We start from the raw sequence: 19,493 nt of genomic DNA, 5'->3' as shown, positions 1-19,493 counted from the left end.
GTTTTTGAGCAACCGCCAACAGCCAAAGTGCACAAGAATGCGGGTATTAAGGACAATCAGACGAAGCCCAGTCGGAGAACAGCGATGAATCAGGATTTTATCTCACCCATCAATACCCAGACCTGGAGCAACGGCCGCCATCCGGTACGGTGTGTCCGGGTCATCCAGGAAACCTGGGACGTCAGGACCTTCTGCTTTACCGCGGAAAGCCCCCTGCTGTTCTTCTTCAAGCCCGGTCAGTTCGTGACCCTGGAGCTGGAAATCGAAGGGCAGACGGTAATGCGCAGCTACACCATCGCCTCCTCGCCTTCCGTGCCCTACAGCTTCTCCATTACCGTCAAGCGGGTGCCCGGCGGCGAGGTCTCGAACTGGCTGCACGACAACCTGAACGAAGGGGATGCCCTGGCGGTCCATGGCCCGGTCGGCAACTTCAACTGTATCGACTTCCCCAATGACAAGGTGCTGCTGCTCTCCGGCGGCGTCGGCATCACCCCGGTGATGTCCATGGCCCGCTGGTGGTTCGACACCAATGCCGAAGTGGATATCCACTTCGTGCACAGCGCCCGTACCCCCAAGGATCTGGTGTTCTACCGGGAGCTGCAGCACATGGACTCGCGGCTGAACAATATCCACCTCAGCCTGATCTGCGAGCGTACCGACATCGGCGAAACCTGGAGCGGCTTCAAGGGCTATCTGAACGGCTCCATGCTGGCCCTGATCGCCCCGGACTTCATGGAGCGGGAAATCTTCTGCTGTGGCCCCCACCCCTACATGCGGGCGGTACGCACCCTGCTGCAGAACAGCGGCTTCCCGATGGAGCACTACCACGAGGAAAGCTTCGGTGCCACCCCGGTGGAAGTGGCCGAGGACGTCGAGGAGCAGGTGCGCGAGGCGGTCGAGCTGGCCGAGGAGCTGGAGCGTACCGAAGACCGGCTGACGGTGTCGTTCCAGGACAGCGATCTGCAGGTGGAGATACTGCCGGGCGAAACCCTGCACAGCGCCGCCGCCCAGGTGGGCCTGCATATTCCCAAGGCCTGCGGCATGGGCATCTGCGGCACCTGCAAGGTACAGGTGGTGAAGGGCGAAGTCACCATGGATCACAACGGCGGCATCACCGATGAAGACATAGAGGAAGGCTATGTACTGAGCTGCTGCAGCGTGCCCCGGGGCAACGTGGAAGTGGCCTTCTGACCCGACTTTAACGGGCATCTTGAGTTATTGAGTTTGAGTGAATTAAGGTCGGTCCACTTTGCTGGTCTGGGCGGTATGCCCAGGCCAGCTTTTTTATGGTCGCCGCTTACTCATTATCGGCCCTGTGGTAGATAACACAGTTGTCGCCGCGGGCGAAGCCCAGCAGGTTGATGCCCGACTGGCGGGCATAGTCGATGGCCAACGAGGTCGGCGCCGAGACCGCCACCAGGGTGGCCACCCCCAGCATGGCGCACTTGTGCACCATCTCGTAGCTGGCCCGGCTGGTGACCATGATGAACTCGGCAGCCGGCATGGTGCCGCCGAGCCGGGCGCCAATCAGCTTGTCCAGGGCATTGTGCCGGCCCACATCCTCCCGCACCATGAGCAGCTTGCCGTCCTGGTCAAAGGCGGCGGCCGCATGCACGGCGCCGCTCAGGCGATGCAGGGTCTGACAGGACTGCAGCTGCTCTCCGGCCAAGCTGATCGCCGCCAGGGACGGCATGGCGGCCGGACCGACCAGGGGTGCCGGCGGCAGCGCCTGTACCAGGGACTCCCGGCCACAGAGGCCGCAACCGGTGCGGCCGGTCAGGGCCCGCCGTTTTTCCTTCAACTTGAGAAAGCACTCGCTGCTAAGCTCGATTTCTATTTCAATACCCAGCGGCTGCTGGCTGAACTCCATGCCATAGATTTGCCCGCGCCGGCCGATGATGCCTTCGGTCAGGCTGAAGCCCAGCGCAAAATCTTCCAGATCCAGGGGGCTGGCCATCATCACCGCATGGGAGATGCCGTTATAGACCAGCGCCACCGGCACTTCTTCGGCCACCAGATCCTGCTGTCGGGACCGGCTGCCATCACGGATCCGCTCCACCTCGGCGCTGACCACCCCCGCAGGGCAGCTCTTCGACTGCTGGTCGCTCATGGTGGCTCCTTGCGCCGTAAATGCATTCATCTTCCCGATATTGCAACCCTTTGCCATCGCATACCAGTTCGAATAAAAACGGGGCGCCTGCCAGGCAAGCGCCCCGTTATGATGGATATCACCCGGCCCGGGACTCGGCTCAGCCCCTAATCACTGTCCTGCTTGCTGCCGGCCTCAAGGTGCTCCAGCTGTTCGCGGTTAAAGGCATAGAACTGCTGTTGCCAGTCGGACAGCGCATGGGCGTTCGAGCCCGACACCTGCACCGCCGTCACCTTGTATTCCGGGCAGTTGGTGGCCCAGTCGGAATTGTCGGTGGTGATCACATTGGCGCCGCTGTGCGGGAAGTGGAAGGTGGTATACACCACCCCCGGCTGCATGCGCCTGCTCAACCTGGCCTTCAGCACCGTGCTGCCGGTGCGGCTGGCGATGGTGACCGGCTGACCGTCCGCTATCTGCCGCAACTGGGCATCGTGGGGATGGATTTCCAGCACATCCTCGCTGTGCCAGACATTGTTGTCGGTGCGCCGGGTCTGGGCGCCCACATTGTACTGGCTGAGGATACGGCCGGTGGTCAGCAGCAGCGGATAATTTTCCGACACCTTTTCGGTGGTGGGGATGAACTCGGTCACCACCATGCGGCCCAGGCCGATGGGGAAGCTGTCGCCATGCATGATGGGCATGCCGTCCGGGTGCTCGTCGTTGCAGGGCCACTGTATGCTGCCCAGCTCGTCCAGTTTGTCGAAGCTGACATTGGCGAACGAGGGCGTCAGGCTGGCAATCTCGTCCATGATCTCGGAAGGATGAACGTAGTGCATGGGGTAGCCGAGGGCATTGGCCAGCGCCATGGTGACTTCCCAGTCTTCCTTGCCCGCCAGCGGCGGCATCACCTTGCGCACCCGGTTGATGCGGCGCTCGGCGTTGGTGAAGGTGCCGTTCTTCTCCAGAAAGGTGGAGCCGGGCAAAATCACATGGGCGAACTTGGCGGTCTCGTTGAGGAAGATATCCTGCACGATCAGCAGCTCCAGCGAGCGCAGCGCCGCCTCCACATGCTGGGTATTGGGATCCGACTGGGCGATGTCTTCACCCTGCACATACATGGCCTTGAACTGGCCGGCAATGGCCGCATCAAACATGTGGGGAATACGCAGCCCGGGCTCGGCGTCCAGGCTCACGCCCCAGGCCGCCTCGAACCGGCGGCGCACCCGCTCGTTGTTGACCGGCTGGTAGCCCGGCAGTTCGTGGGGGAAGGAGCCCATGTCGCAGGATCCCTGCACGTTGTTCTGGCCGCGCAGCGGGTTGACCCCGACCCCGGGCCGACCGATGTTGCCGGTGGCCAGGGCCAGGTTGGCGATGCCCATTACCATGGTCGAACCCTGGCTGTGCTCGGTCACGCCCAGGCCATAATAGATGGCGCCATTGCCGGCGGTGGCATACTGGCGCGCGGCCCGGCGCAGGGTCTCGGCCGGCACGCCGATCACCGCTGCCATCTGCTCCGGTGAATTGCGCCGCTCGGCAACAAATTCGCACCAGGCGCGGTAATCTTCCGGCTCACAGCGCTCGGCGATAAAGGCCTGGTCTTCCAGCCCCTCGGTGACGATGACGTGTGCCAGGGCGTTGATCAGGGCCACGTTGGTGCCCGGGCGGATCGGCAGGTGAATGCCCGCCTCCGCATGGGGGGTGTCCAGCAGATCAATCTGGCGCGGATCGGCCACGATCAGGCTGGCCCCTTCGCGCAGGCGCTTGCGCATCATGGAGCCGAACACCGGGTGGGCGTCGGTGGGGTTGGCACCGATCACCAGGATGCAGTCGGCTGCCATCACGGAGTCGAAGTCCTGGGTGCCCGCCGACTCGCCCAGGGTCATCTTGAGGCCATAGCCGGTGGGGCTGTGGCAGACCCGGGCACAGGTGTCGGTGTTGTTGTTGCCCAGGGCCGCGCGGATCAGCTTCTGCACCAGGTAGGTTTCCTCGTTGGTGCAGCGGGACGAGGTAATGCCACCGACACTCTTGCGACCGTACTGATCCTGCACCTCGCGCAACCGGCGGGCGGCGAAGTCGATGGCCTCCTCCCAGCTGACTTCACGCCAGGGCTGGTCGATGGACGCCCGTATCATGGGTGTGGTCAGCCGGTCCTTGTGGGTGGCATAGCCGAAGGCGAAGCGACCCTTGACGCAGGAATGACCATGGTTGGCGCTGCCGCCCTTCCAGGGGGTCATGCGGATCACCTGGTCGCCTTTCATTTCCGCCTTGAACGAACAGCCCACGCCACAGTAGGCGCAGGTGGTGATCACGCTGTGCTCGGGCTGGCCCTGATCGATCACCGACTTTTCCATCAGGGTCGAGGTCGGGCAGGCCTGCACGCAGGCGCCGCAGGACACGCAGTCCGATTCAACGAAGCTGGTGTTCTTGCCGGCAGAGACCTTGGAGTCGAAGCCCCGGCCTTCTATGGTCAGGGCGAAGGTGCCCTGCACCTCGCCGCAGGCCCGCACACAACGGGAGCAGGCGATGCACTTGCTGGGGTCGAAGCTGAAGTAGGGGTTGCTCTCGTCCTTGACCGCATCCAGGTGGTTTTCGCCGTCGAAGCCGTAGCGCACCTCGCGCAGGCCCACGGCGCCCGCCATGTCCTGCAGTTCGCAGTCGCCGTTGGCCGGGCAGGTCAGGCAGTCGAGGGGGTGATCGGAGATATACAGCTCCATCACGTTGCGCCGCAGCTTGGCCAGCGCCCGGGTCTGGCTGCGTACCACCATGCCCACCTCCACCGGCGTGGTGCAGGAGGCGGGATAGCCACGCCGCCCCTCTATTTCTACCGTGCACAACCGGCAGGAGCCGAAGGCTTCCAGGCTGTCGGTGGCGCACAGCTTGGGGATATTGATGTCGGCCCTGGCCGCCGCGTGCATCACGGAGGTGCCTTCGGGCACAGTGACCTCGACGCCGTCTATGGTCAGGGTGATCAGGGTTTCCGACAGCCGGGCCGGCGTCCCGTAATCCTTCTCGGGATAAAAATGCTCAACCATCTGTTACGCCCCCTCTGAACGGTTGAAATCTTCGGGAAAATACTGGAGTGCGCTCTTTACCGGGAACGGCGTCATGCCGCCCATGGCGCACAGGGAACCCTGGATCATGGTGTCGCACAGGTCTTCCAGCAATTCGATATTGGCGGCGCTGTTATCGCCCTCGATGATCTTGTCGATCACCTCGACGCCGCGCACCGAGCCGATTCGGCAGGGGGTACACTTGCCGCAGGACTCTTCGACGCAGAACTCCATCGAGAACCGGGCCTGTTCGGCCATGTTGACGGTGTCGTCGAACACCACCACGCCCCCGTGCCCGAGCACGGCGCCGATTTTGGTGAAGGCCTCGTAATCCAGCAGCACATCAAATTGTTCCGGCGACAGATAGGCGCCCAGGGGGCCGCCGACCTGCACCGCGCGTACCGGTCGGCCGCTGCGGGTACCGCCGCCGAAGTCATCAATCAGATCCCGCAGGCGCCGACCGAATGCCAGCTCCACCAGGCCGCCCCGCGCCAGGTTACCGGCCAGCTGAAACGGCAGTGTGCCCCTGGAGCGATCAATACCGTAATCGGCATAATATTCGGCGCCCTCGGCGAGAATGGAGGGAATGGCGGCAAAGGTCAGCACATTGTTGACCACGGTGGGCCGACCAAACAGGCCGACGATGGCCGGCAGTGGCGGCTTGGCACGGACCATGCCGCGCTTGCCTTCCAGGCTTTCCAGCAACGAGGTTTCTTCGCCGCAGATATAGGCGCCGGCGCCGAGACGCACTTCCAACTCGAAACGGCGGCCGCTGCCGGCGACATTGTCGCCCAGATAGCCGGCGGCTGTGGCCCGTTCGATGGCCTGGTTCAGCAACTCGTGAGCCAGCGGGTATTCTTCCCGCAGGTAGATGTAGCCCTGGGTGGCACCCACCGCCAGGCCGGCGATGATCATACCCTCGATCAGCATGTAGGGATCGCATTCCATCACCATGCGGTCGGCAAAGGTGCCGGAGTCGCCTTCATCTGCATTGCAGACGATGTACTTCTGTTCGGCCTGGGCATCGAGCACCGTCTGCCACTTGATACCGGTAGGAAACGCCGCCCCGCCCCGGCCGCGCAGGCCGGACGCCTTAACGCAATCGACCAACTGCTGGGGCGACAGCGTCACCGCCCTGTCCAGGCCCTTGAAACCGTCCAGCGCACGATAATCGTCCAGCGACACCGGACTCGTGATGCCGATGCGAGAGAAGGTCACCCGCTGCTGATTTTTCAGCCAGGGGATGTCGTCGGTCAGGCCCAGGGCCAATGGATGCTCGACGGCGCCGCGCTCGAAACCGGCGTCGAACAGGGAGGCCACATCCTCCGGCTCCACCGGGCCGAAACCATAGCGACCGTCTGCGGTGTCCACCTCCACCAGCGGCTCCAGCCAGAACAGGCCACGCGAGCCGTTACGGATTAATTCAATCTCCATACCACGGCGTTCGGCTTCGCGCCGGATCAGGGTGGCCACGTCTTCGGCGCCCAGGGACAGGGCCGTGGTTTCGTAGGGCACATAGACACGCAGGGTCATTATTTCAGCTCCAGTTTGAAGGTGGTCAGCTCGTCCACCAGCCGATCGAATTTGGCCGGGCTCATGCGGCCCTTGATTTTGTCGCCCACCCGGATGGAGGGACCGGTGGCGCAGTTGCCCAGGCAATAGACCGCCTTCAGGCTGATATCCTGGCAGGGGGTGGTCTGGTCATAGTCGATGTTCAGCTTTTCCCGCACATGCCGCTCGAACTCGCGACTACCCTGGGCCTGACAGGCCTCGGCCCGACAGACCTCGATTACGTGTTTGCCCGGCTTCTGGCTGCGAAAATAATGATAGAAGCTGATCACCCCATGTACATCGGCCGCGGTGCTGCGTAAATGGGTGGCCATCACCGCGATGGCGGCATCGGGAATATAGCCGAACTGATCCTGAATGCGATGCAGGATGGGCAACAGCGCGCCGGGTTTGTGTTTTGTCGACATCACTATCTGTTCGATAGTGTCAAGAACGCCTGCTTGAATCTCATCCATATCATCAACCTTGTAAAAGCGAACCTTGTAAAAGCAAACCTTGTAAAAGCAAACCTTGTAAAAGCAAACCTTGTAAAAGCAGACCTTGTAAAAACGGTCATGGCGGCTGCGCTGTGCGTACCGCCATCTGTTGTTCTGCGCTGCCGGCCGTTCCTGGCCGAATGCTTTTTATCAACCAGAACATGCCCGCCACCCAAAACATGCCCTCCACCGCAAGATGGAAGGCATGGACCCGTCAACCCTATCCGTTACGCCGGCACCATGCCATGGGGGTCGATCACAAATTTCTTCGCCACCCCGCCGTCGAATTCGGCATAGCCCTGGGCGGCCTGATCCAGGCTGATCACCTGTACGTTGACCGCATCGGCAATCTTCACCTTGTCGAACAGGATGGCCTGCATCAGGGGCCTGTGGTACTTCATCACCGGGCACTGGCCGGTATGGAAGGAGTGGGACTTGGCCCAGCCCAGGCCGAAGCGCATGCTCAGGGCACCCTGCCTGGCGGCGGCGTCGACAGCACCCGGATCTTCGGTGACATACAGGCCGGGAATACCAATCTGGCCGCCGGCGCGGGTCAGGGCCATGGCCGAGTTCAGCACGGTAGCCGGCTGCTCCTTGCCGTGATCACAGCCGCAGGCGTGGGCCTCGAAGCCGACGCAGTCGACGAAGGCGTCCACTTCACGCTCGCCCAGTATCTGTTCAATCCTGTCTTCCATCGCCCCGTCTTCGCGCAGATCGATGGTCTCGCAACCAAAGCTGCGCGCCTGGGCCAGACGGTCCGGGATCATGTCGCCGACGATGACGCAGGCGGCGCCCAGCAACTGGGCCGAGGCGGCCGCGGCCAGACCAACCGGGCCGGCACCGGCAATATAGACGGTGGAGCCGGGGCCGACGCCGGCGGTGACACAACCATGGAAGCCGGTGGGGAAAATATCGGACAGCAGGGTCAGGTCACGGATTTTTTCCATCGCCTGGTTCGGATCCGGAAACTTGAGCAGGTTGAAGTCCGCATAGGGCACCATCACGTACTCGGACTGGCCACCGACCCAGCCGCCCATGTCCACATAGCCGTAGGCGGCGCCGGGACGGGCCGGGTTGACGTTCAGACAGATGCCGGTTTTGCCTTCCTTGCAGTTGCGGCAACGGCCACAGGCAATGTTGAAGGGCACGGAAACAATGTCACCCACCTTGAGGTACTCGACATCGCGGCCGCATTCGATGATCTGCCCGGTGATCTCGTGGCCCAGCACCAGGCCGGCCTCGGCGGTGGTCCGCCCGCGCACCATATGCTGGTCGCTGCCGCAGATATTGGTCGACACCACCTTGAGGATCACCCCGTGGTGACAGGCGCGCTTGCCGATGGCCAGCTCGGGAAAGGCAATGGACTGCACCTCGACCTTGCCCGGTCCGGTATAGACAACGCCTCTGTTTCCGTGAATTGCGCACGTAGTGGACATAGTGAACTTCCTTTTTACTAACGGGAGTCAACGCCGGCACCTGGCCCCGGCGTCACAAACCGCGACAGACGGCCACATCAGTGCCCCTGTTCGGATAACCGACAGTAAACAGGTGAAACAAGCTGGCAACATTGCTGATTAAGACACAAAGATGTCAAAACGAGACATGGGGGTGCGATCTCATGGCCATGTCTCCTCCGGTAAAATACGGTTAAACTCTGCAACATAGCAAAACCGGATACTGACCACATGACAGACCCAGATAACGCATTATTCGGCAGTAAAAAGGCCTCGGACGATCAGAAACCCCTGATCGACGCGCTGAACGTGCGCAGTGTCTCGCTGATCATACTGGCGTCGGTGGCGACCGTGTATTTCATCGACTGGGCGCAGGCGGTGCTGCTGCCGCTGATGGTGGCGGTTTTCATCAGTTATGCCCTGGACCCGCTGCTTTCTCCCTTCGACCGGCTCAAAGTGCCTCGTCCCCTCAGCGCGGCCGTGGTGATATTCGTGTTGCTGGCAGTCATGGTCAGCGCCAGCATCCCCTTGCAGCGCGAAGCCGTGACCATGCTGGACAAGGTGCCGGTGGCCATCAACAAGTTCAAACGCAGTGCCGCCACCACCCCGCCCAAAGAGGCGGGTATCATAGAAAAAGCCCAGGCTGCCGCCAAAGAGATTGAAGACAGCACCAGTGACAAGAAGAAGGCCAGAACGCCGGGCGTAACCTCGGTGCGTATCGTGGAAAAGCCCTTCGATGTGCAGGAATATTTGCTGGGCGGCGCCTCGGCGGCGCTGGTGATGGTGTCCCAGAGTTTTTCCGCCCTGCTGCTGGTGTATTTCATGCTGGCGGTGGGAAAATTATACCGACGCAAGGTAATCCGTATCTCGGGCCCCTCGTTTGAACGCATGCGCAAGGCCGCCCACATCATGGATGACTTTCATCATCAGGTACGCCGCTTCCTGTTTGTGATGCTGTTAAGCGCCGTCTTTGTCGGCGCCTTCACCTGGCTGGCCTTCTGGATCCTTGATGTGGAACAGGCCGGTCTCTGGGGCGTACTGGCCGGCGTGGCCAGTGCCATTCCCTATCTGGGCCCGCTGCTGGTGCTGCTGGGCACCGGCATGGCGGCCTTCTTACAGTTCGGCACCCTGGACATGGCGTTTATCGTGGCCGGTGCCTCGCTGGTGGTCACCAGCATTCAGGGCTATCTGCTCACTCCCTGGCTGACCAGCCATCTTTCCAGCCTCAACCCGGTGGCGATTTTTGTCGGTCTCTCGTTCTGGGGCTGGATATGGGGCCCGGTAGGGCTGATTATCGCCACCCCCATGATGATGGTGATCAAGTCGTTGTGCGATCACGTCACCAACCTGCGGCCGATGGGCGAACTGCTGGGGAAATAGCGGCAACATTGACGACCCTGCTCACCATGGCCGGAGGCCGGGCGACAGTCAGGTGCCGCCGGATCATTACATCCGGCCAAAATTCTTATACAATGGCGGTCGTTTTTTTCCTTCCTTTTTCTCTGTCGACTCTCACGCTATCCATTCTGAGTTGACTCATTACACACCCGGAGCAGCACGTTGGCGCAAAAACCCGAACAGTTTAAAGATCTTGGGCTGGATTCCCGTCTATTGACCGCATTGGATCACATGGGCTTAACCACGCCTACCGAGATCCAGGACAGGGCCATTCCGGTCATATTGACCGGCCATGATCTGATCGCGTCCTCCAAAACCGGCTCGGGCAAGACGCTGGCCTTCCTGCTGCCGGCGCTGCACCGGCTGATGAAGACCAGGGCGCTGAGCAAGCGCGATCCGCGGGCGCTGATCCTCGCGCCCACCCGGGAGCTGGCCAAGCAGGTGTATGTGCAGCTGCGCTCGCTCACCAGTGGCAGCTCCACCAACATCGCCCTGGTGCTGGGCGGCGAAAACTTCAACGACCAGATCAAGGCGCTGCGTAAAGAGCCCCATGTGGTGGTGGCTACCCCGGGGCGGCTGGCCAATCATCTGGATGCCCGTTCGCTGATGCTGGGCGGCCTGGAGCTGCTGATCATGGACGAGGCCGACCGCATGCTGGATCTGGGCTTCGCCAAGGAGCTGAATCAGATCAACGCAGCCGCCGATCACCGCCGCCGCCAGACGCTGATGTTTTCGGCCACCCTGGATCACGCCGAAGTGAACGAAATGGCCGACAAGCTGCTCAAGTCCCCCAAGCGGGTGGCCGTGGGCGCCGCCAACGCCGAGCATCTGGATATCGAGAAACGCTTTTATCTGTGTGATCACCTGGATCACAAACAGGCACTGTTGCAGCATATTCTGACCACCGAAAGCTACCAGCAAGCGATTATCTTTACCGCCACCCGGCCCGACACCGAACGGCTGGCGGCCCTGTTGCAGCAGCAGGGGCTGACCACCGCCGCCCTCAGTGGCGACATGAGCCAGTCCGAGCGTAACCGCATCATGGACAGCTTCAGCCGTGGCCAGCAGAAGGTGCTGATCACCACAGACGTGGCCTCGCGCGGGCTGGATCTGTTGCAGGTGTCGCTGGTGGTGAACTTCGACATGCCCAAGCAGGCAGAAGAATACGTGCACCGCATCGGCCGTACCGGCCGTGCCGGCGCCAAGGGCACGGCGGTATCTCTGGTGGGCCCCAAGGACTGGGACGCCTTCAAGCGGGTCGAGCGCTTCCTGCAGCAGGACATTGCCTTCGTGACCATCGAGGGGCTGGAAGGCAAGTTCAAGGGGGTGAAACCGGCCGCCAAAAAAACCGGCCCCAGGGGAGCGGGCAAGCCGGCCGCCCGAGGCAACGGCTATAAAGGCAAAGGTGGCCCCAATGCCTACCAGCCGCCCAGGAAACCGGTCAAGGCGCAGAAAGATCGCAGCGATCGACTGCCGACCGGCGCCGGCCTGGGCTCCGATGACGGCATGGCGCCGATGAAACGCAAGAAACCGACCAGCAACGACTGATCCCGACCGCCATTCACCGGTTGCGGTAACAAAAGGCCGGGGCGCACAAGCGCCCCGGCCTTTTTTTGTGTTGCTGCGTATCCGCCTGCAGGTTGGCGCCGCATAAATTCCCGCCTGCGGGGAGCGACATTCCTGCGCGCCCTCTCTTGTCATTCCCGCGAAGGCGGGAATCCAGGGTGTGTAGCGCAGAACGGTCAGACTGCGAGTCGCCTGCAAAGTACTGGACCCCCGCCTTCGCGAGGGTGACGAGAAAGGCAAACCAGCCCCAAAATCCACATCAGTTATAGGATATTGCTTATATGCCAGCCGTGGCTGACCACCATCACGGGTCCGACGAGCGCCAGAAAGTAATTTTTGCTACAAAATTATTTTGACTAGCAGTAAATGAAATAGATAATACGAGAATAATAATTCAAGGATGAAAGTTAAATATGCACAAGGACATCAAGGCCCTGTTGGAGGCTCCCCCAAAACCCTTTACCCCGGCCGAACGCAAGCTGGTGCGGGTGTTGCTGGCCGATTTTCCCATGTCAGGCTTGACCACGGTGTCACAACTGGCCAGGCGTTGCGGGGTCAGTGATCCCAGCGTACTCCGCTTGGTCAAAAAGCTGGGGTTCTCCGGTTATCCCGAGTTTCAGTCCAGCCTGGTACAGGACATCGACGAGCGGATGCGTTCTCCGTTAAGCATGCTGCCCAAAATCCGGCAAGGGTCTCCGGGCGGGAATAAATGGGACGATTTCATCGATGCCGCCATCGACAAGCTGGGCGAATGCCGGCAATGGCAAGTACGCCAGGATACCGAACAGCTGCTTGCCTGGCTCGGTGATCCGCGCAAAGACATCTGTTGCCATGGTGGGCGCTTCAGCGGCTTTCTGGCTGGCTATCTGTATAGCCACCTGCACCTGCTGCGCTCCGGCTGCAGCTGGATAGCCACCCCCTCCCAACTGCCGGAGCAATTGATCGATCTGCGGCCCGGTGACATTTTTATTCAATTTGATTATCGCCGCTATCAGCAAACAGCCGCACTGGCGATAGAAACGGCCCGTCGTCGCCAGGCCAGGATAGTGCTGTTTACCGATATTTATGACTCTCCGCTGCGTCCGCTGGCAGACATTGTCATTGCCGCCCCGGTGGAAGTCCCTTCGCCCTTCGACACCCTGGTGCCCGCCATGGCACAGGTTGAAGCCTTGATTGCCGAATTGACCGCCAGACTGGACTCCGCCATGACGACCCGGGTGGAAGAAATCGACCAGATCCGTCAGCAGTTCGGCAGCCACCTGTTACAACATGACCAATAAGGACGGCATTATGCCATCAGATACCTTTGCACACTCTCCCCGCGCGCTGGCTTATCAACCAGATGAGACCTCGATGTTATTCGTTGATATGCAACGGATCTGGGTCGAGCCGGGGCTGGATCCCCACCTGGACCCGGGCCTTGCGGATTATTATTACACCCGTCTGCAGCAACAGGTGATTCCCAACCAGCAAAAGCTGCTGGCGGCCGCCCGCGGTGCCAAACAGAATGTGCTGCATACCCTCATCGAGAGCCTGACCCAGGACGGAAGGGATCGTTCCCTGGATCACAAGTTATCCGATATGCATATTCCCCGGGGGGCGCCCGAAGGCCAGGTGATTGCCGAGCTGGCCCCACTGCCCAATGAGGTCGTACTGCCCAAAACCTCGTCCGGGGTGTTCAACTCCACCGCCATCGATTATGTGCTGCGCAACCTCAATACCAGATACCTGATCATCGCCGGTATCGTCACCGATCAGTGTGTGGACATGGCGGTTCGCGATGCCGCCGATCGCGGCTATATCGTGACACTGGTGGAAGATGCCTGCGCCACCCTGACCCCGGAGCGCCATGCCGCCTGCCTGAATGCCATCAAGGGGTATTGCTGGATCACCGACACGGCCACCGTGGTCGCCCGTCTCAATGCCCTGAAAAGCCTGTCCTGAAAAACATGCCCTGAAGAGCCTGCCCTGAAGAATATGTCCTGAAAAACATGTCCTGAAGAGCCTGCCCCGAAGAACGTGCCCCGAAAAATAGTGGAGTTAGTCATGACACAGTCCAACCGGTCGTTGCCCCGGCAACCGACCCTGACCAGTTTTGTCACCACCGATCTGTCCGGCATTACCCGTGGCCGGGCCATGCTGGAAACAGAAGCCGAGCAACAGCTCGACAAGGGCTGCGGCTGGGTGCCGGCCAACAGTGCCCTGACCCCCTTTGATATTATTGCCGACCCCAATCCCTGGGGCAGCCTGGGTGATCTCCGGTTAAAACCCGATCCGGCCAGCCTGGTCAGGGTAAACACCTTCCCCGACAGTGAGATGACGCCACTGGCTTATTACCACAGCGATCTGGTTCAGACCGATGGTGCGCCCTGGCCAACCTGCCCGCGCACCTTGCTCAAGGACGTTCAACGCCAGTACCGGCAAGAGTTCGGTATCGAGCTGGTGGTGGCATTCGAACATGAGTTCACCCTGACCACAGAGCAGGCGGCCGACACCCCCGCCTTTTCACTGCGGGGCCTGCGTCAGGTTGATCCTTTCGGCTCCGTGCTGATGAGGGTACTGGAAGAAGCCGGCGTCGAGCCGGAAACCTTCCTGCCGGAATATGGCCAGCACCAATACGAAGTGACCTGTCGCCCCTGCAGCCCGGTGCAGGCCGCCGACAGGGCGGTGAACATTCGGGAAATCAGCCGTGAAGTGGCCGGCAACCTGGGATACGGCATTTCATTTTCGCCCATCCAGCAGCCGGACGGAGTGGGCAACGGCGTACATCTTCATGTCAGCTTCCAGGATCTGCAGGGCAAACCGCTGATGTATGATCCCGAGCGTGCTCATGGCCTGGCGCCGCTGACGGGTTCCTGGGCGGCGGGCGTGCTGCGCCACATGCCGGCCTTGTGTGCCTTTACGGCGCCGACCTCGGTGTCTTATCTGCGTTTGCAACCCCACCGCTGGAGCGCGGCCTACACCAGCCTGGGCGACAGAAACCGGGAAACGTCCCTGCGGATCTGTCCGCTGGTGAGCATGGGCGGGGGGGAGCCGGCCAAACAGTATAACCTGGAATACCGCGCCATGGACGCCACAGCGTCGCCTCATCTGGCATTGGCAACCGTGCTGCTGGCCGGCCTGATTGGCATGCGGGAGCAACTTGCTACGCCGGAGATCAGTGATGCCGATCCGGAAACATTATCCGATGCGGAAAGTGCCCGCCTGGGTATCCACCGACTGCCCTCGTCGCTCTCCCAGGCATTGTCCGTGCTGCGTGATGACACCCGGCTGCTCGAACAGCTGCCGACCGCCCTGGTTGAGACCTATCTGTGCATGAAAGAAGCAGAAATCAGGATCTGTGACGGACTGAATCCCGAGCAGCTGTGCCAACGTTACGGTCAGGTGTACTGATACATGATGAATCCCGATATTTCGGTTATTGATGCGACCGAACCAGCCGCCTTTACCCTTTTCAATGCCACCGGAGACAGCGAGGTCCTGCTGCTTTGCGAGCATGCCTCCAACTATATACCGGCCCGCTATCAACGGCTGGGGCTGACGCCGCAACTGCTGGAAGAGCATATCAGCTGGGATCCGGGCGCAGCCGGTCTGGCCCGGGCGCTGGCATTGAAACTGAACGCCCCGCTGATCCTGGGTAATTATTCCCGGTTGCTGATTGACCTGAACCGGCCCTTGCAGGCCGAGGACTGTATTCCTCTGCGCAGTGAGCACCATGATATTCCCGGTAACCATGCGTTGACGGCCACCGAGCGGGAGTGGCGGGTCGAACAGATTTACCGCCCCTTTCACCGGCAGGTATCCCGGTTGCTGGATGCCCGCCTGCAGGCCGGTAAGGCGACCCGGGTGGTGGGCGTGCATTCCTTTACCCCCGTTTACCATGGCCAGCGTCGCCCCTGGGAAATAGGCATTCTCTACGGTGAAGCCTCTGACTACGCCTGTTCGCTGCTCGAGGGGCTGTCGAGCCATCCCCTGACGGTGGGTGACAATCAACCCTACAACATTCACCCGGATGAGGACATGACGGTACCGGTTCATGGCGACGCCAGGGGCCTGCCCGCCGTCTTGCTGGAAATCCGCAATGATCTGCTGCGTAACGAACAACAGATTGCACAATGGGCTGCCCGGTTGGCGCCTTTATTACCCATCTGATATCCAGACATCAAGGAGGACTTATGTCAGTCAATGAATTTGGCTATAAACAGGAGCTTAAACGCTCCCTCAGCCTGACGGATCTGATCATCTACGGGATGATTTTCATGATCCCCATCGCGCCCTTCGGTGTATACGGCTGGGTATCCGCCGATGCCGGCGGCATGGTGCCGGCGGCCTATCTGGTGGGTATGGTGGCCATGCTGTTTACTGCACTCAGCTATCAGTCAATGGCCAGGGCCTTTCCCATCGCCGGCTCGGTTTATTCTTATGCACAGCGTGGCATTCATGAGCAGGTGGGCTTTATCGCCGGCTGGGTGCTGTTGCTGGATTATCTGCTGATACCGCCCCTGCTGTATGTATTCAGCGCCCTGGCACTGTCGCACCTGTTCCCCTTCATTCCCAAGCTCGCCTGGGTGCTCTTCTTCCTGGTGATCGCCACCATCGGCAACCTGGTGGGTATCAAGTTTACCGCCAGGTTGAACAGGTTGTTTCTGATTGGCCAGCTGATCGTACTGGCCTTGTTTGTCGGCGTCGGTCTCTATGCCCTCTATGCCCAGGGCATGGGCTCCGGCGGCCTGACCCTGCGCCCCCTGTTCAACATGGAGACCTTTGAGCCTGAACTGATCATGAAGGCCGTATCCATCGCCGTGTTGTCTTTCCTCGGGTTTGATGCCATCTCCACCCTGGCCGAAGAAGTGGAAGACAACCCGGCCAGGAAAATCGGTCAGGCGGCATTGGCCACCCTGTTTATCATGGGCAGCCTGTTTGTGCTGCAAACCTGGATTGCGGCCGATCTGTCCGTAGGCATGACCTTCGAGTCGCCGGATACCGCCTTCTACGAGATTGCCGGACTGGCCGGCGGCAGCTGGCTGGCGACCCTGGCGGCGGTGGCCACGGCCCTGGCCTGGGGCATAGCGGTGTCGGTCACCTCTCAGGCGGCGGTATCCCGCTTGCTGTTTTCCATGGCGCGAGACAAGAAGTTACCGGTGGTGCTGGCCAGGGTACACCCCAGGTTCAAGACCCCTCATATCAGCATCTATCTGGTGACCGTCTTGTCTCTGGTGATTGGCGTCCTGTTCCTGGACAGCCCGGATGTGCTGACGTCGCTGGTGAACTTCGGGGCCCTGACCGGTTTCCTGCTGTTGCACCTGTCGGTGATCAACCACTATTTTGTGCGCCAGCGTTCCGGGCAGGTTATTCGTCACCTGATCTGTCCTGTTCTGGGTCTGCTGATCATCGGTTACGTGCTGTTCAGCATGGGACAAGAAGCACAGACACTGGGCCTTGCCTGGATAGCCATTGGGGTGGTTTATCTGTTGGTCCTGAAATATGTGCTGGGCAGACAACCGGTGTTGCAGCTAGAAGACTGAGCTAGACGACTGAGATAGAAGACTGAACGGCAACGGATTTGTCTTTTACCCCGATCCGGCCACCGTTTTCCCTGACACCAAGGCATCACCCCCGGGTGATGCCTTGGTGCATTTACTCCTCCCGTATCACGCCTTACGCCTCACCTCTCACCTCTCGCATCATTATCACCATCACTGCATGTGCCAGCCGTGGCTGACCACCATCGCCTGTCCGGTGAGGGCCGCCGACGGAAAGGCCGCCAGATGCACCGCCAGCTCGGACACGTCTTCCAGGGTGGTGAACTCGCCGTCGACGGTGTTTTTCAGCATCACATTGCGGATTACTTCGGCTTCGCTGATGCCCAGCTCTCTGGCCTGCTCCGGGATCTGCTTGTCCACCAATGGCGTGCGCACGAAGCCGGGGCAGATGATGTTGCTGCGCACCCCGTGTTCGGCTCCTTCTCGCGCCACCGAGCGGCACAGGCCCAGCATGCCGTGCTTGGCGGTGACATAAGGCGCCTTGAGCGGCGAGGCCTCCATGGAATGCACAGAGCCCATGTACAGCATGACACCGCCTCCGTTGCGGTACATCTGCTGCAAGGCGGCACGGGTCACCAGAAAGGCGCCGCCCAGGTGCACCTTGAGCACCCGGTTCCAGTCATCTAAGGTCAGCTTGTGCAAGGGCGCGATATGCTGAATGCCGGCGTTGGCCAATGCGATGTCCAGCCGACCCCAGTGGCGCACCACCCGGGCCATGCCCTGCTCTACCGCCTGTTCGTCGGTCACGTCCATGTCCAGGGCGATGGCGCGGCCCCCCGCCGCGACGATGGCCAGCGCCACCCGCTCGGCCCGGCCCAGATCCAGATCCGCCACCGCGACGCTGGCGCCTTCCCGGGCATAGTGCTCGGCAATGGCCCGGCCTATGCCCTGGCCCGCACCGGTGATCAGGGCCACCTTGTGTTCAAGACGCATGATTCTTTCTCCTTTCAAGCAGCATATTCGTTGGTTACAGGCCGCCGTAGACCCGGGTCGGCAGCCAGGTGGCCAGGGGCTCGTAACAGAACACCAGCACCAGGCCCAGCAATTGCAGGGCGATAAAGGGCAGCACCCCCAGATAGATATGGCGGGTAGTAATACCCGGCGGGCACACGCCCTTGATGTAGAAAAGCGCAAAGCCCACCGGCGGGGTCAGAAACGAGGTTTGCAGACACAGGGCAAACAGCACCGCAAACCACACCGGCTCCACCCCCAGCGAAAACACCACGGGGGCCACCAGCGGCAAGATAATCAGGGTGATCTCCACCCAGTCGAGAAAGAAGCCCAGCAGAAAGGTGATGAAGAGGATGGTGATCATGATGCCGGTGGTGCCGAACGGCAGCCCGGTAATGGCATCACGGATCACGTCGTCACCGCCCAGCCCGCGCAGCACGGCGGCAAACACGGTGGCGCCGATGAAAATCCCGAAGATAAAGGCGGTGGTGCGGCTGGTCTGGTACAGGGATTCCTGCAGTACCTTCAGGCTCAGGCGCTTGCTCAGCAAGGCCATCAGCAGGGCCCCTGCCGCCCCGACCGCCGAGGCTTCGGTGGTGGTGGCAATGCCCATGAAGATGGAGCCCAGCACCGCCACTATCAGCACCATGGGCGGCACCACGGCGCCGATGACGTCCAGCCAGGCACGGAGATCCATGCGCTCGGTGTATTTCGGGGCCGGTGCCGCGTCCTTCTTGATCCAGGCCAGCAGCACTATGTAGAGCACATACATCAGGCCCAGCATGACACCGGGGAGCAGCGCCCCCATGAACAGCTTGCCCACCGACGCGGCCGGCGTACCCAGGCGGTCGGCCATCAACACCAGCATGATGCTGGGTGGCACCAGAATGCCGAGGGTACCCACCGAACAGGCCGTGCCCACCGCCAGGCTCTTGCTGTAGCTGGCCTGCATCATGGGGCCGAGCGACAGCATGCCGAGCAGCACCACGGAGGCGCCGACGATGCCGGTCGAGGCCGCCAGCAGCAGGCCGACAATCACCACGGTAATGGCGTAGCCACCGCGCAAGGGGCCCAGCAGTCGCACCAGGCTGTGCATCAGCTTTTCGGCGATGCCGGATCTGTCCAGCATGATGCCCATGAAGATAAACAGCGGCAGCGCCACCATCAGTTCGTTGGCGACAATGCCGAAGATGCGGGCGTCCAGCACCCCTATGGTGCCGTTCCAGGTGAACCAGAGGTTAGCGTCAAACTGCTCCACCAGCACATGGCCGGCCAGCGCAAACAGCAGGCCGATGCCCGCCAGCACCCAGGCGACGGGAAAGCCCAGCAGCAACAGCCCCATAAAGGAGGCAAACATGGCCACCACCAACACGGTTTCCAGCTCCATTTTGACCTCT

General features: G+C 61.2%; 16 protein-coding genes. 9 read left to right on the top strand and 7 right to left on the bottom strand.

Annotated elements, in window-relative coordinates:
- The first annotated feature begins 84 nt into the window (after positions 1-84).
- A complete protein-coding gene (locus HNR62_RS08640) occupies positions 85-1,191 on the top strand; it encodes an FAD-binding oxidoreductase (protein WP_204795684.1) in 1,107 nt (368 codons plus the stop codon).
- A 106-nt stretch (positions 1,192-1,297) separates the two neighbouring features.
- Here the strand turns inward: HNR62_RS08640 and fdhD are convergent, their stop codons facing one another.
- From fdhD to HNR62_RS08620, 4 genes are all read right to left on the bottom strand, one after another.
- On the bottom strand, positions 1,298-2,110 hold the full coding sequence (fdhD, locus tag HNR62_RS08635) for a formate dehydrogenase accessory sulfurtransferase FdhD (protein ID WP_204795683.1): 813 nt from the start codon (positions 2,108-2,110) through the stop codon (positions 1,298-1,300).
- Positions 2,111-2,256: 146 nt separating this feature from the next.
- On the bottom strand, positions 2,257-5,121 hold the full coding sequence (gene fdhF, locus HNR62_RS08630; RefSeq protein WP_204795682.1) for a formate dehydrogenase subunit alpha: 2,865 nt from the start codon (positions 5,119-5,121) through the stop codon (positions 2,257-2,259).
- 3 nt (positions 5,122-5,124) lie between these two features.
- A complete protein-coding gene (locus HNR62_RS08625; protein WP_204795681.1) occupies positions 5,125-6,672 on the bottom strand; it encodes a formate dehydrogenase beta subunit in 1,548 nt (515 codons plus the stop codon).
- Positions 6,672-7,163 (bottom strand): formate dehydrogenase subunit gamma, encoded by a 492-nt coding sequence (locus HNR62_RS08620; RefSeq protein WP_204795680.1) that lies wholly within the window; start codon positions 7,161-7,163, stop codon positions 6,672-6,674. The genes HNR62_RS08625 and HNR62_RS08620 overlap by 1 nt, the downstream gene beginning before the upstream one ends.
- Between HNR62_RS08620 and HNR62_RS16445 the strand changes: the two genes are divergently transcribed.
- Positions 7,071-7,481: a pentapeptide repeat-containing protein gene (locus HNR62_RS16445; protein ID WP_420827149.1), complete on the top strand. Its 411-nt coding sequence runs from the start codon at positions 7,071-7,073 to the stop codon at positions 7,479-7,481. The two genes, HNR62_RS08620 and HNR62_RS16445, sit on opposite strands and share 93 nt — an antisense overlap.
- Here the strand turns inward: HNR62_RS16445 and fdhA are convergent.
- The gene (fdhA, locus tag HNR62_RS08610; protein ID WP_239552695.1) at positions 7,412-8,620 is read right to left on the bottom strand and encodes a formaldehyde dehydrogenase, glutathione-independent; all 1,209 of its coding nucleotides are present in this window, start codon (positions 8,618-8,620) and stop codon (positions 7,412-7,414) included. The genes HNR62_RS16445 and fdhA overlap by 70 nt on opposite strands.
- Positions 8,621-8,869: 249 nt before the next feature.
- On the opposite strand from fdhA, the gene HNR62_RS08605 reads away from it, so the two are divergent.
- From HNR62_RS08605 to HNR62_RS08575, 7 genes are all read left to right on the top strand, one after another.
- On the top strand, positions 8,870-10,018 hold the full coding sequence (locus HNR62_RS08605) for an AI-2E family transporter (RefSeq protein ID WP_204795678.1): 1,149 nt from the start codon (positions 8,870-8,872) through the stop codon (positions 10,016-10,018).
- A gap of 249 nt (positions 10,019-10,267) precedes the next feature.
- Complete coding sequence (locus HNR62_RS08600) at positions 10,268-11,584, top strand: DEAD/DEAH box helicase (RefSeq protein ID WP_239552694.1); 1,317 nt, start codon at positions 10,268-10,270, stop codon at positions 11,582-11,584.
- A gap of 431 nt (positions 11,585-12,015) precedes the next feature.
- Positions 12,016-12,882: a MurR/RpiR family transcriptional regulator gene (locus HNR62_RS08595; protein ID WP_204795676.1), complete on the top strand. Its 867-nt coding sequence runs from the start codon at positions 12,016-12,018 to the stop codon at positions 12,880-12,882.
- A 73-nt stretch (positions 12,883-12,955) separates the two neighbouring features.
- Positions 12,956-13,546 (top strand): cysteine hydrolase family protein, encoded by a 591-nt coding sequence (locus HNR62_RS08590; protein WP_204795675.1) that lies wholly within the window; start codon positions 12,956-12,958, stop codon positions 13,544-13,546.
- Between the two features lie 102 nt (positions 13,547-13,648).
- Entirely contained in the window at positions 13,649-14,995 is a 1,347-nt protein-coding gene (locus HNR62_RS08585) for a type I glutamate--ammonia ligase (RefSeq protein WP_204795674.1), read from the top strand.
- Between the two features lie 3 nt (positions 14,996-14,998).
- Positions 14,999-15,754 (top strand): N-formylglutamate amidohydrolase, encoded by a 756-nt coding sequence (locus HNR62_RS08580; protein WP_204795673.1) that lies wholly within the window; start codon positions 14,999-15,001, stop codon positions 15,752-15,754.
- Positions 15,755-15,777: 23 nt separating this feature from the next.
- Entirely contained in the window at positions 15,778-17,127 is a 1,350-nt protein-coding gene (locus HNR62_RS08575) for an APC family permease (RefSeq protein ID WP_204795672.1), read from the top strand.
- A gap of 171 nt (positions 17,128-17,298) precedes the next feature.
- Here the strand turns inward: HNR62_RS08575 and HNR62_RS08570 are convergent, their stop codons facing one another.
- Positions 17,299-18,078, bottom strand: a complete 780-nt coding sequence (locus HNR62_RS08570; RefSeq protein ID WP_204795671.1) for a 3-hydroxybutyrate dehydrogenase — start codon at positions 18,076-18,078, stop codon at positions 17,299-17,301.
- Between the two features lie 34 nt (positions 18,079-18,112).
- A complete protein-coding gene (locus HNR62_RS08565; protein ID WP_204795670.1) occupies positions 18,113-19,483 on the bottom strand; it encodes a TRAP transporter large permease in 1,371 nt (456 codons plus the stop codon).
- Positions 19,484-19,493 lie beyond the last annotated feature (10 nt).

Origin of the sequence: Oceanisphaera litoralis, assembly GCF_016907015.1 — a bacterium.
Classification (GTDB): domain Bacteria; phylum Pseudomonadota; class Gammaproteobacteria; order Enterobacterales; family Aeromonadaceae; genus Oceanimonas; species Oceanimonas litoralis.
This window is presented reverse-complemented; position numbering and strand designations above follow the sequence as displayed.

Excerpts from the sequence above, each read along its gene's own strand:
- HNR62_RS08640 (WP_204795684.1), top strand. The coding sequence starts at position 85 with ATGAATCAGGATTTTATCTCACCCATCAATACCCAGACCTGGAGCAAC.
- fdhD (WP_204795683.1), bottom strand. The coding sequence starts at position 2,110 with ATGAGCGACCAGCAGTCGAAGAGCTGCCCTGCGGGGGTGGTCAGCGCC.
- fdhF (WP_204795682.1), bottom strand. The coding sequence starts at position 5,121 with ATGGTTGAGCATTTTTATCCCGAGAAGGATTACGGGACGCCGGCCCGG.
- HNR62_RS08625 (WP_204795681.1), bottom strand. The coding sequence starts at position 6,672 with ATGACCCTGCGTGTCTATGTGCCCTACGAAACCACGGCCCTGTCCCTG.
- HNR62_RS16445 (WP_420827149.1), top strand. The coding sequence starts at position 7,071 with ATGCAGGATGGGCAACAGCGCGCCGGGTTTGTGTTTTGTCGACATCAC.
- HNR62_RS08620 (WP_204795680.1), bottom strand. The coding sequence starts at position 7,163 with ATGGATGAGATTCAAGCAGGCGTTCTTGACACTATCGAACAGATAGTG.
- fdhA (WP_239552695.1), bottom strand. The coding sequence starts at position 8,620 with ATGTCCACTACGTGCGCAATTCACGGAAACAGAGGCGTTGTCTATACC.
- HNR62_RS08605 (WP_204795678.1), top strand. The coding sequence starts at position 8,870 with ATGACAGACCCAGATAACGCATTATTCGGCAGTAAAAAGGCCTCGGAC.
- HNR62_RS08600 (WP_239552694.1), top strand. The coding sequence starts at position 10,268 with ATGGGCTTAACCACGCCTACCGAGATCCAGGACAGGGCCATTCCGGTC.
- HNR62_RS08595 (WP_204795676.1), top strand. The coding sequence starts at position 12,016 with ATGCACAAGGACATCAAGGCCCTGTTGGAGGCTCCCCCAAAACCCTTT.
- HNR62_RS08590 (WP_204795675.1), top strand. The coding sequence starts at position 12,956 with ATGTTATTCGTTGATATGCAACGGATCTGGGTCGAGCCGGGGCTGGAT.
- HNR62_RS08585 (WP_204795674.1), top strand. The coding sequence starts at position 13,649 with ATGACACAGTCCAACCGGTCGTTGCCCCGGCAACCGACCCTGACCAGT.
- HNR62_RS08580 (WP_204795673.1), top strand. The coding sequence starts at position 14,999 with ATGATGAATCCCGATATTTCGGTTATTGATGCGACCGAACCAGCCGCC.
- HNR62_RS08575 (WP_204795672.1), top strand. The coding sequence starts at position 15,778 with ATGTCAGTCAATGAATTTGGCTATAAACAGGAGCTTAAACGCTCCCTC.
- HNR62_RS08570 (WP_204795671.1), bottom strand. The coding sequence starts at position 18,078 with ATGCGTCTTGAACACAAGGTGGCCCTGATCACCGGTGCGGGCCAGGGC.
- HNR62_RS08565 (WP_204795670.1), bottom strand. The coding sequence starts at position 19,483 with ATGGAGCTGGAAACCGTGTTGGTGGTGGCCATGTTTGCCTCCTTTATG.